Source organism: Streptococcus hillyeri (assembly GCF_003686955.1).
Lineage (GTDB): Bacteria > Bacillota > Bacilli > Lactobacillales > Streptococcaceae > Streptococcus > Streptococcus hillyeri.
The window spans coordinates 59,259-70,832 of record NZ_RCVM01000009.1; the positions used below are offsets into that span (position 1 = coordinate 59,259).

Sequence of the window (11,574 nt, forward strand, 5' to 3'; positions counted from 1 at the left end):
TTGGAAAAGGAGAACCTATGATTTACGGACATGGGATTGATTTGCAGGATATTTCTGCTATCCAACGGGCTTATGATAAAAAGCAGAACTTTGCCCATAAAATTCTTACAGCAAAAGAATTAGAGCTCTTTCAGACGCTTAAAGCTCCTCGTACCTATGAATTTTTAGCGGGACGTTGGGCGGCAAAAGAGGCTTTTTCAAAAGCCTTGGGAACTGGATTTGTTGGCTTATCTTTCCAAGATATTGAAATATTGAAAGATAGTAAGGGGGCGCCGATTGTGACTGCCTCACCATTTGAAGGGAAGGTGCATTTATCTATCTCTCACAGCGGTTCTTTTGTCCAGGCTAGTGTCATTTTAGAAAGTATTGAGGAAAATGAAAGGAATTGAACCCGAACGGAAAGCTCGGAATTTAGATAAATCGCCTTGTGTGCAAGCACACTACGTTGATTTCCTAAAATTCTAATCGCTTTCTCGGCGTTCTTGGGATCTTATACTATGGTTACAAGCATTCATCGTCCAACTAAGGCAACGGTTGATTTATCAGCCATTGCTAGCAATATTGAGACTATAAAAAGTCATCTGCCAGAAAATACTCAGAGTTTTGCGGTTGTTAAAGCAGATGCCTATGGGCATGGTGCAGTTGCAGTTGCTAAACACATCGAGCGTCAGGTGGATTATTTTTGTGTATCTAATCTTGATGAGGGGCTTGAATTGCGGCAGGCAGGGCTTATCAAACCAATTTTGATTTTAGGTGTGATCATGCCGGAGGAATTACCATTAGCAATCTCTCAAAAAATTACTGTTACTGTAGCTAGTTTAGAGTGGTTGGATTTTGCGCGTTCTTATGATTTGACAGGCCTAAAAGTCCACCTCAAGTTGGATACAGGTATGGGCCGTATCGGTTTTCGGAAAAGTTCTGACACTAAACAAGCACAGCAGCGATTAAAAGAATTAGGTGCTCATGTTGAAGGGATTTTCACCCACTTTGCGACAGCTGATGAAGCTGATGATCGTCATTTTTTGGGACAATTGCAGAGCTTCAAACAACACTTGTCTGAGTTGGAAGAGATACCTACTCTTGTCCATGCTAGTAATTCAGCAACAAGTCTCTGGCATCAAGAAGGCATTTTCAATGCTGTGCGACTAGGGATTGCTATTTACGGACTAAACCCTAGTGGACAAGTTTTGGAATTACCTTATCCAATGAAACCAGCTTTGACGCTTTCGACACAGGTTATTCATGTCAAAAAACTTCCAGCTCTGAAAACGATTGGTTATGGTGCGACTTATCAAACTAAAAACGATGAGTACATTGCGACAGTTCCGATTGGTTATGCGGATGGTTGGACACGTGATACTCAAAATTTCCATGTTTTAGTTGACGGAAACTATTGTCAAATTGTTGGCCGTATTTCCATGGACCAAATGACCATTAAGTTGCCAAAATCCTATCCTCTTGGGACAGAAGTTACTCTGATTGGTAAAAATGGTGATGAGGCTATCTCAGCAACTGACATTGCTCAGCATCGTGATACCATCAACTATGAAGTGCTCTGCCTTTTGAGCCAACGTGTGCCACGCCAATATTTGTAGTGTTATAGTTTTTAACTATACAAAAACCTTAGTTTTAACAATTTGAAATCTATAGCTACCTATGGCATAATAGTCACATCTTAAAAAATTAGAAGAGGTAAGGATATTATGACATTGAAAAAAATTCTAGGATTAACAACAACTTTGGCAGCAGCAGCACTTTTGGCAGCCTGCGCACCATCTTCAGGTAAAGAAGACAAAGCAAGCGACAAGGGTGAAAAATTAACGGTTGGCGTTATGGCATTTGATGATACAACAGAGCCACTCTGGGATGAAATTTCAGCTTTGGCTAAAAAAGAAGGTGTTACTTTAGACTTTGTTCAGTTCACTGACTACACACAACCTAACACTGCACTTGATAATGGTGAAGTGGATGTCAATGCTTTCCAACACTATGATTTCTTAAACAACTGGAACAAAGAAAATGATGGTGACTTAGTAGCCGCAGCGGACACACTTCTTAGTCCAATCCACCTCTTCTCAGGTGCTGAAGGTGGCAAAGCTAAGTATAAAGAGGTTTCTGAATTACCAGAAGGTGCTGTGATTGCAGTACCAAACGATGCGACAAATGAAAGCCGTGCCCTCTATGTTCTTGAAAGTGCTGGTATCATTGATCTTGAAGTACCTAAAGGTGAAATTGCGACGCTTGATAGCATTGTTAAAAACAGCAAGAACGTTACCATTAAAGAAGTTGCAGCTGATCAACTTGCAGCAAACCTAGTATCTGTGGATGCAGCTATTATCAATAATGCTTTTGCACAGTCTGCAGGAATTGACTATAAAACTTCTCTTTACAAAGAAGAAGTAAACGAAGGTTCTAAACAATGGGTTAACATTATCGCAGCTCAAAAAGATTGGGAAAAATCAGACAAGGCTGATGCCATTAAAAAATTGATCTCAGTTTACCAAACGGATGAGATTGCCAAAGTGCTTAACGAAACATCAAAAGGAATTGACATTCCAGCATGGGAAGGCGCTCCAACATTTAACTAAATTGTCAATAAATATCAGCGTGTGAAAGCACGCTATATTTGTTTTTTTAGAGGATATCTAGTGAGGGATTAGGAAATGGTAGATAACAACGATCAAAAGCAGTTGGAAAAATTTTACAATGATGCGACGGCACAGTATTATTTTGATAAATTAAAAGAATTAGTTGCCATTAAAAGTGTTTTTGCTCAAAATATTGGTTTAGATGATGCTGCTCACTATTTAGTTACCCTATTTGAAGAAGCAGGTGCAGATGTGGTTTTAGATGATAGTTTTGCTGCTCCTTTTGTCATGGCGACATTTGCCAGCCAAAAAGCGGATGCAAAGACACTTGTTTTCTACAATCACTATGATGTTCAGCCAGCAGACAGTGACCAAATTTGGACTGCTGCGCCTTTTACTTTGGATGTTCGTGATGGTTATATGTATGGGCGTGGAGTTGATGATGACAAGGGACATATTGTTGCACGTTTGACAGGCGTTCAAAAATATCGTAAAGTAGTGACTGAATTGCCAGTAAATATTATTTTCATCATTGAAGGTGCCGAAGAATCCGCATCGGTTGATTTGGAGAAGTATTTAGCAAAATACCAACCTGAATTATCAAAGGCAGAGCTTTTGGTTTGGGAGCAAGGGATTTTTAATGCTCAAGGTCAGATGGAACTTTCTGGTGGGACAAAGGGGATTGTTACCTTTGATGCAGTTGTTGAAAGTGCAGAGGTTGATATCCATTCAAAATTTGGCGGTGTGATTGATAGTAGTAGTTGGTATTTAATCAATGCCCTATCAAGTCTTCGTGCGGCTGATGGACGTATTTTGGTGGACGGCATCTATGATGGTGTGACGCCACCAACGGCTCGTGAGCTTGATTTAGTACATCAATTTGCCTACATTGAGTCAGAGGATTTACGTGACCTTTATGACTTAAAACTACCGTTTTTGACGGATGATAAAGCAGAGCTTCTGAAGCGTTTATTCTTTGAGCCATCATTGACCATACAAGGACTAAGCACAGGTTACCAAGGGCAGGGTGTTAAAACGATTATTCCTTGTCAAGCCTCTGCTAAATTAGAAGTACGTCTGGTGCCTGGTATGGAACCCCATGATGTCTTGACGAAAATTGAAAAGCAGCTGCAAAAAAATGGTTTTGATAAGGTCAAACTAATTTATACTTTGGGTGAAGAAGGCTACCGTAGTGACATGACTGCGCCAGCTATTTTAAATACTATTGACATTGCTAAAAAATTCTCTCCAAAGGGCGTCGCTGTTCTGCCAACAACAGCTGGAACAGGTCCGATGCACCAAGTTTTTGCAGCGCTTGAAGTACCGATTGTATCTTTTGGCCTAGGAAATCCAAATAGCCGAGACCACGGTGGAGATGAAAATGCAAAAATGGCAGATTACTACACCCATATTGAAATGATTGAGGAGTTAATAAAATCTTATGAGTAAACCCATTATTCAACTAGAACATATTGATATCACGTTTCACCAGAAAAAACGTGTGATTGAAGCAGTTAAGGATGTCTCTGTGTCCATTGACAAGGGACAGATTTATGGTATCGTTGGCTATTCAGGAGCGGGGAAATCAACATTAGTCCGTGTGATTAACCTTCTTCAGGTGCCGACAGCTGGTAAAATTACAGTGGCTGGTGATGTGACTTTTGCAGATGGCAAAGTGCAGCTAAGTCCTGCTCAGTTGCGCCAGAAACGTCAAAAAATTGGGATGATTTTCCAGCATTTTAACTTGATGGCACAAAAAACAGCTCGTCAAAACGTTGCTTTTGCGCTTCGTCACTCTCATTTGACAAAAGCAGAGCGTGCGGCGAAAGTTGAGGAACTATTAAGTTTAGTTGGCTTGGCGGACCGAGCTGATAACTACCCTGCTCAGCTTTCAGGAGGGCAAAAACAGCGTGTGGCGATTGCGCGTGCCCTTGCTAATGATCCAGAAATTCTAATTTCTGACGAATCAACTTCAGCGTTGGATCCAAAGACAACTAAGCAAATTTTAGCCTTGTTGCAGGAGCTTAATCGCAAGTTAGGACTTACCATAGTCATGATTACTCACGAAATGCAAATCGTTAAAGACATTTGTCACCGTGTAGCAGTCATGCAGGACGGTCATTTGATTGAGGAAGGTTCTGTTCTTGACATTTTCTCAAATCCTAAAGAGGCTTTGACACAGGAGTTTATCACAACAGCGACTGGCATTGATGATGCCTTGGTCAAGATTGAAAAACAAGAAATTGTCCAAAATTTGGCACAAAATAGCCTACTAGCTCAGCTCAATTATGCAGGGCACACCACGGATGAGCCTATCTTAAATGAGATTTACAAACGTTTTGAAGTGACGGCTAATATTTTGTATGGTAATATTGAAATTTTAGATGATACACCAGTTGGTGAGCTGATTGTCGTCTTATCTGGAGCAGCAGGTTCCTTGGCAGCTGCGGAGCATGCTATCTTAGAGGCAGGTGTGGGATTGACAGTATTGAAAAGAGGTGAAAAATCATGATAGAGTGGATTAAAACAAATCTTCCTCACGTTTATAAAATTGGATTGACAGGCGAAAACGGCTGGCTAGCAGCTACCTACACAACATTTTACATGACTTTTTGGGCATTTATTATTGGTGGTAGTTTGGGACTTTTGACAGGTCTGTTTCTTGTGTTGACAGCTCCTGGTGGAGTTCTTGAAAATAAAACAGTCTTTCATATCCTTGACAAGGTAACGTCAGTCTTTCGTGCAGTGCCTTTTATCATTTTATTAGCAGTTATTGTCCCAGTGACAAAGCTGTTAGTAAATACTAGCCTTGGTCCAACGGCGGCTATTGTCCCTCTATCAGTTGCGACTTTTGCCTTCTTTACACGTCAGGTTCAGGTTGTATTGGCAGAAGTTGATCGTGGAGTTATCGAGGCGGCACAAGCATCAGGAGCCACAACGTTTGATGTCATCCGTGTGTATTTGGGAGAAAGTTTACCCGATTTAATTCGTGTATCGACAGTGACCTTAATTTCCTTAGTTGGAGAAACGGCAATGGCTGGCGCTATCGGTGCTGGCGGTCTCGGTAATGTTGCTATCTCTTATGGTCATGGACGTTCACACCATGATGTGATATGGGTGGCAACCCTGTTAATTCTCTTGATTATTGTGATGATTCAGTTGGTAGGGGATTTGCTGACGCGTAAAATCAGCCATCGTTAATAAAAAACGCTAGAAAATTTTCTAGCGTTTTTTATAGTAGTTTTTCAATTTCAGCAATCAATTTTTCAGGTGCAGTTGTTGGTGCAAAGCGTTTAACCACATGACCTTCGCGGTCAATGAGGAATTTTGTAAAGTTCCATTCAATCACTTTTCCAAAAGCACCTTTTTGCTCTTCTTTCATCCATTGGTAAAGAGGATGAGCAGCTTTGCCATTAACCTCAATCTTAGCAAAACGTGGAAAGGTTGTATTGTAATTTAAGCTACAGAAAGTGTTAATTTCCTCTGCTGTCCCTGGGCTCTGCTGTTTGAACTGGTTACACGGAAAATCGAGTACTTCAAAACCTTTGTCCTGAAACTGATCATAGAGCGCCTGTAACCCTTCGTATTGAGGCGTTAAACCGCAACCGGTGGCTGTATTAACAACGAGAAGGACCTTGCCTTTATAGTGCTCTAAGCTAAATGATGTGCCATCTTGCTTTGAAACAGAAAAATCATAAAATTGTGTCATAGTATAACTCCTTTTAGACTATCTTAGCACTTTTAGTAGAACCGGTCTATTGGGAAGAATAAAAATGTCAAAATGACGACTAAGAATAGAAGAACCTTAAAAAAGATGCTAAAATCGAAGAAAATAAAGAGGTTGGGCAAGACAGATTTTCGCTCAACGCAAGATTGATGTGGAACCTGTTTTTGGGCAGATAAAGGCTTGTTTGGGTTACAAGAGATGTAATCTAAGAGGTAAACGTCAGGTGACAATTGACATGGGATTGGTACTCATGGCTAATAATCTCCTAAAATACAATAAGAGAATAACTCAAAATTAAAAAGCTAGAGTTCCACTATTGGGAATCTCTAGCTTTTTTGTGACTGAGAACTATTTTGTCCCAGCCTCTTTTTAGGATATTTACTTCTCCAACTCTGCACTATACGCAACAATTTGATCAACGGTATCGCTGAGGAATTGGATGGTATCGCGGAGCGGTTTTTCGGTTGAAATATCAGCGCCGATGATAAGGGATGAATCAAGTGGTGTCTTGCTGCCGCCTGATTTGAGGAAATCAAGCCACTGGTTCGCTCCGTCAGGGTTATTTTTGATGTTAAGGTAGCCAGCAGTTGAAATCACGAGACCAGCTGAATAAGTGTAGCTGTAAAGCCCCATGTAATAGTGTGCTTGACGCATCCAAGTGAGTGCGGCATCGTCATCAATTTCGACAGCATCTCCCCAGAACTTGCTAAGGACGTCTTTCATAATGCTGTTGAGTTTTTCCGCTCCGAAGGTTCCACCATTTTCAATCAAGGTATAGACTTCGCGTTGGAAGGCTGCTTCGAGCAAATGAGTGATGAAGTTGTGGAAGTAGGTGTCTGTCAAACGATGAGCAAGTGCGAAACGTTTTTGACGTGGGTTGTTAAATTGATTTTCGAGATAATCGCTAAGGAGCAATTCATTCAAGGTTGACGGAGCTTCTACGAAATAGGTTGACATGTGGGCATTGAAGAAACTTTGGTTGTTATCTGAGAAGATAAATTGGCCAGAGTGTCCGATTTCATGAATCAAAGTATAGACATCAGACATACGACCAGTCCAGCTCATGAGAACATAAGGGTGGACGCGGTAAGGGTCAGCGGCATAACCACCAGAATCCTTGTTTTCATTAGCAGCAAAGTCAACCCAGCGCTCAGATTGGTAGCGAGCTACTTCTTGCGAATATTCTTGACCAAGCGGAGCAACTGATTTCATCACTAAGTCGTAGGCATCATCAATGGAAACTTCTGGATTGAGTTCATTGTCAATATCGAGTTTCCAGTCAGCGAAGGTCATTTTTTCAAGACCGTTAACAGCTGCCACATGTTTAAGGTAGCGTTGAGCCACAGGACCAAATTCGTTCATGATAAGGTCAATTTGGCGGTCGAACATGGCACGGTCAACCTCTTGTTCGTCTAGGAGGTAATCAAAGACAGAGTCATAACCACGCATATCAGCCAATAATTTTTCCGATTTTACCTTAGCTAAGTAAGCAGCGGCAGCGGCATTTTGATGAGCGCGTAAACCTTTTGAAAACGAACGAAAGGCTTTTTCACGAACCACAGCATCCTCGTGATTTTGATAGAAATTTTCATAGGTCACAAAACTATTTTTATAAACCTTGCCATCAATTTCAAAATCGTCCATAGCAAAGTCACCAGCACGCATCTTCGTATAGATGTCATAAGGTGCCCCTAGCACTTCACGGAGATTAGTGATGGCTTTTTCCACTTCAGGAGCTAGCAGGTGGGCCTTTTGGCGTTTGGCCTGACGAATAGCAGAGCTAAAATGAGGATTTTTTTCGAGTTCATCAAGAACGGCATCGTCAGCCTCTGCCAATGCAGTGTCAAAGAAGCTGAGCGCTACACTAGCTTTGGTCATGAAATCATCACCACTGGCAGCAATTTCAGCGAATTCTTCATTGCTAAAATCAGTTGTTTGTGGCATGAAAGAATAATTGATGATGTGGCTCTGTTGGATATAAATTTGTTCCAATTCATAAAGCGCAGCGGTGAAATCATCTGTGGTTTTCAAGTTGCCTTCGTAATTTTGTTTGAACTGAGCAACATCAGCCAAGGCTTTCTCGATAGCGAGTAAAAAGTCTTCGCGATCTTTGTAGAGGGCTGTTAAGTCCCAAAGTTCATTTTCTGGGAATTCTGAACGTGGTTTGAGTTCCATAGGAGGCTCCATTTCTATATTAATAATCTCATTCAGTATAGCAAAAATAGCTGTTTTTGTCAGTTTGCTATTGCAATCAGGTATTTTACGAACAAATAGCAAGTTAATTGTTTTTTTAGTGTTCTTTTCTGATAAAAAATAGTAAAATGAGAACATTAGATTATAAATGATTTTTACACTATACCTTATTAACAGGGAGTTATCGCATGGAAAAATTAGAAACTGCAAGTACAGGACAGGTTATCAGAGAAGAAGTCGTCATTTTGACAGACTTGCTTGATGAAACCGTGCAACATTTAGCAGGACAAAAAGTTTTTGATCAGATTCAACACTTAACCCAGCTATCTAAAGACAAACAATACCAGCTTTTAGAAAAGGAAATTGCAACTATTTCAACAGAGGACATGGAAGTCATTGCACGTTATTTTGCAATCTTGCCACTTCTGATTAACATTTCTGAAGACGTGGATTTAGCTTATGAAGTCAATTACCAAAATAATATGAGCAAAGACTATCTGGGTAAGTTGTCGACAACGATTGAACAAGTTTCACAAAATCCAGAAGCTCTTTCCGTCTTACAAAATGTCACAGTTGTGCCTGTCTTAACCGCCCATCCCACTCAAGTGCAACGCAAAACCATGTTGGGCTTAACCAAAAACATTCACGTATTATTGCGCCGTTACCGTGATGTCCGCATGGGCTTGCTCAATAAGGACAAGTGGATGGATGATCTTCGTCGCCAGATTGACCTCATGATGCAGTCTGATATTATTCGTGAGAAAAAGCTCAAGGTAAAAAATGAAATCACCAATGTAACCGAGTATTATCAAACCTCATTGATTCCAGCGATTACGACTTTGACCACTGAATATCAGCGCCTGGCGACAGAAAAAGGCCTTCCTCTTAATGCTCCAAAACCGATTACGATGGGCATGTGGATTGGTGGAGACCGCGACGGTAATCCTTTCGTAACGGCGGAGACCTTGCGTTTATCAGCAGAAACTCAGGCTGAGGTTATCCTGTCTTATTATTTAGGGAAAATAGCGGAGCTTTATGAAGCCTTTGCCTTGTCAGTTGGATTGGTTGGCACATCTGATGGTGTCAAAACATTAGCAGAGCAATCTTCTGATACTTCTATCTACCGTGAAAAAGAGCTCTACCGTAAGGCGTTTCATTACATCACAGAAAAATTAACCAATACTAAACGCTATCTGACAGAAAATCAGGATCTCTCTCCTCGCTATGATAAGGCGAGCGATTTTAAAGCAGACCTGATCACCATCAAACAATCTCTTCTTGAAAATAAGGGTGAAAATCTGATTAAGGGTGACTTGGCAGAGTTACTAGAAGCGGTGCGTATCTTCGGTTTTTACCTAGCATCAATTGACTTGCGTCAAGATTCTTCTATCCAAGAAGCCTGCGTAGCAGAATTACTAAAAGCTGCCAATATTGAAGCTGACTATTCAGCACTCTCTGAACAAGATAAAGTTGCTCTGCTTTTGACAGAACTAAAAGACGACCCACGCCTCTTATCAGCTACCCACGTTGAAAAATCAGAACTTCTAGAAAAGGAACTCGCTATTTATCAAGCTGCTCGTGAGCTTAAAGATAAATTGGGCGAAGAGGTTATCAAACAGCATATCATTTCTCACACGGAGAATGTCTCAGATATGTTAGAATTGGCTATTATGCTAAAAGAAGTTGGTCTCGTTGATACGGAACGTGCGCGCGTGCAGATTGTTCCTCTATTTGAAACGATTGAAGATTTAGATAGAGCCTCTGAGACAATGACAGAGTACCTGGCGCTTGATTTAGTGAAAAATTGGATTAGCAGTCAGAACGGCTATCAAGAAATCATGCTCGGTTATTCAGATTCTAATAAGGATGGTGGGTATTTATCATCAGGTTGGACGCTTTACAAGGCTCAGAATGAGTTGACGAAAATTGGTCAAGACAATGGAGTGAAAATCACCTTCTTCCATGGTCGTGGTGGTACCGTTGGTCGTGGTGGCGGTCCTTCTTACGATGCGATTACCTCACAGCCATTTGGTACGATTAAGGACAGAATTCGTTTGACAGAGCAAGGTGAAGTCATTGGTAATAAATACGGCAATAAGGATGCAGCTTATTACAATCTTGAGATGCTAGTATCAGCAACCTTGGGTCGCATGGTCACTAACCAGATTGTTGACAGCACTAAAATTGATGGCTATCGTGCCGATATGGACAAAATTGTAGCAGATAGTAACCGGATTTATCGAGACTTGGTTTTTGGCAATCCTCATTTTTATGACTACTTCATGACGGCTAGTCCGATTAAAGAAGTGTCAAGTTTAAATATCGGATCACGCCCAGCAGCTCGTAAGACGATTACTGAAATTTCAGGTCTACGTGCCATTCCTTGGGTATTTTCTTGGTCGCAAAATCGAATCATGTTCCCTGGCTGGTATGGTGTCGGATCTAGTTTCAAGCATTTTATTGACCAAGATAAGAGTAACCTAGCAAAACTTCAAGAGATGTATCAAAATTGGCCATTCTTTAAATCACTATTGTCAAATGTCGATATGGTACTCTCAAAATCAAACATGAACATTGCCTTTCGTTATGCTCAAATGTGTGAGGACCAAGCAGTGCGCGATGTTTTCAATGTGATACTTGACGAATGGCAATTAACCAAAAATATCATTTTACAAATTGAACAACACGATGACTTGTTAGAAGAATTGCCAAATCTTAAAGCTAGTCTAGATTACCGTTTACCATATTTCAATGTTCTCAATTATATCCAAATTGAATTAATCAATCGCCTGCGTGCAGGAAAATTAAGTGACAAAGAAGAGAAATTGGTTCACATCACCATTAACGGTATTGCAACAGGTTTGCGAAATTCAGGTTAAAAAGAACTAAAGAGAGGGAGAGACTCAAAAGTGTCCTGAAAATGGGACGAATGAGGATTCGCTAAATTCCCAAACTAACTTCCACCGTCTGTTAAAGTGGAAGTTAATCTGATAAAACCTCTAACAACCAGTGGAAATCCGTGTCAGGGTAAGTTCCACTGGTTTTTATAATGGTTGATTTTATTGC

Annotated in this window: 9 protein-coding genes and 1 pseudogene; 8 read left to right on the forward strand and 2 right to left on the reverse strand. The window is 40.7% G+C overall.

The genetic code is table 11. The annotated features are described in order from the left end of the window. Positions 1-17: 17 nt before the first annotated feature. The 6 genes from acpS (at position 18) to EAF07_RS05740 (ending at position 5,789) form a co-directional block, all read left to right on the forward strand. Entirely contained in the window at positions 18-389 is a 372-nt protein-coding gene (gene acpS, locus EAF07_RS05715; RefSeq protein ID WP_121835532.1) for a holo-ACP synthase, read from the forward strand. Positions 390-497: 108 nt separating this feature from the next. Continuing rightward, positions 498-1,595, forward strand: a complete 1,098-nt coding sequence (gene alr / locus EAF07_RS05720) for an alanine racemase (RefSeq protein WP_121835534.1) — start codon at positions 498-500, stop codon at positions 1,593-1,595. A gap of 108 nt (positions 1,596-1,703) precedes the next feature. Continuing rightward, entirely contained in the window at positions 1,704-2,588 is an 885-nt protein-coding gene (locus tag EAF07_RS05725) for a MetQ/NlpA family ABC transporter substrate-binding protein (RefSeq protein ID WP_121835536.1), read from the forward strand. Positions 2,589-2,663: 75 nt separating this feature from the next. Further along, positions 2,664-4,037: a M20/M25/M40 family metallo-hydrolase gene (locus EAF07_RS05730; protein ID WP_121835538.1), complete on the forward strand. Its 1,374-nt coding sequence runs from the start codon at positions 2,664-2,666 to the stop codon at positions 4,035-4,037. After that, the gene (locus tag EAF07_RS05735) at positions 4,030-5,100 is read left to right on the forward strand and encodes a methionine ABC transporter ATP-binding protein (RefSeq protein WP_121835540.1); all 1,071 of its coding nucleotides are present in this window, start codon (positions 4,030-4,032) and stop codon (positions 5,098-5,100) included. The genes EAF07_RS05730 and EAF07_RS05735 overlap by 8 nt, the downstream gene beginning before the upstream one ends. Continuing rightward, a complete protein-coding gene (locus EAF07_RS05740) occupies positions 5,097-5,789 on the forward strand; it encodes a methionine ABC transporter permease (protein WP_121835542.1) in 693 nt (230 codons plus the stop codon). The genes EAF07_RS05735 and EAF07_RS05740 overlap by 4 nt, the downstream gene beginning before the upstream one ends. Before the next feature lie 31 nt (positions 5,790-5,820). Here the strand turns inward: EAF07_RS05740 and EAF07_RS05745 are convergent, their stop codons facing one another. Further along, on the reverse strand, positions 5,821-6,297 hold the full coding sequence (locus tag EAF07_RS05745; protein WP_121835544.1) for a glutathione peroxidase: 477 nt from the start codon (positions 6,295-6,297) through the stop codon (positions 5,821-5,823). A 142-nt stretch (positions 6,298-6,439) separates the two neighbouring features. Here EAF07_RS05745 and EAF07_RS05750 point away from each other — a divergent pair. Then, positions 6,440-6,613 (forward strand): annotated as a pseudogene (locus EAF07_RS05750) (transposase); the annotation flags it as partial. A gap of 80 nt (positions 6,614-6,693) precedes the next feature. Here the strand turns inward: EAF07_RS05750 and pepF are convergent. Then, positions 6,694-8,490: an oligoendopeptidase F gene (pepF, locus tag EAF07_RS05755; RefSeq protein WP_121835546.1), complete on the reverse strand. Its 1,797-nt coding sequence runs from the start codon at positions 8,488-8,490 to the stop codon at positions 6,694-6,696. Positions 8,491-8,696: 206 nt separating this feature from the next. Between pepF and ppc the strand changes: the two genes are divergently transcribed. After that, positions 8,697-11,387, forward strand: a complete 2,691-nt coding sequence (gene ppc, locus EAF07_RS05760) for a phosphoenolpyruvate carboxylase (protein WP_121835548.1) — start codon at positions 8,697-8,699, stop codon at positions 11,385-11,387. Positions 11,388-11,574 lie beyond the last annotated feature (187 nt).

What these genes read in the sequence shown, in the direction of transcription:
- EAF07_RS05740 (WP_121835542.1), top strand. Translation starts at nt 5,097, where the DNA reads ATGATAGAGTGGATTAAAACAAATCTTCCTCACGTTTATAAAATTGGA.
- EAF07_RS05735 (WP_121835540.1), top strand. Translation starts at nt 4,030, where the DNA reads ATGAGTAAACCCATTATTCAACTAGAACATATTGATATCACGTTTCAC.
- alr (WP_121835534.1), top strand. Translation starts at nt 498, where the DNA reads ATGGTTACAAGCATTCATCGTCCAACTAAGGCAACGGTTGATTTATCA.
- ppc (WP_121835548.1), top strand. Translation starts at nt 8,697, where the DNA reads ATGGAAAAATTAGAAACTGCAAGTACAGGACAGGTTATCAGAGAAGAA.
- pepF (WP_121835546.1), bottom strand. Translation starts at nt 8,490, where the DNA reads ATGGAACTCAAACCACGTTCAGAATTCCCAGAAAATGAACTTTGGGAC.
- EAF07_RS05730 (WP_121835538.1), top strand. Translation starts at nt 2,664, where the DNA reads ATGGTAGATAACAACGATCAAAAGCAGTTGGAAAAATTTTACAATGAT.
- acpS (WP_121835532.1), top strand. Translation starts at nt 18, where the DNA reads ATGATTTACGGACATGGGATTGATTTGCAGGATATTTCTGCTATCCAA.
- EAF07_RS05745 (WP_121835544.1), bottom strand. Translation starts at nt 6,297, where the DNA reads ATGACACAATTTTATGATTTTTCTGTTTCAAAGCAAGATGGCACATCA.
- EAF07_RS05725 (WP_121835536.1), top strand. Translation starts at nt 1,704, where the DNA reads ATGACATTGAAAAAAATTCTAGGATTAACAACAACTTTGGCAGCAGCA.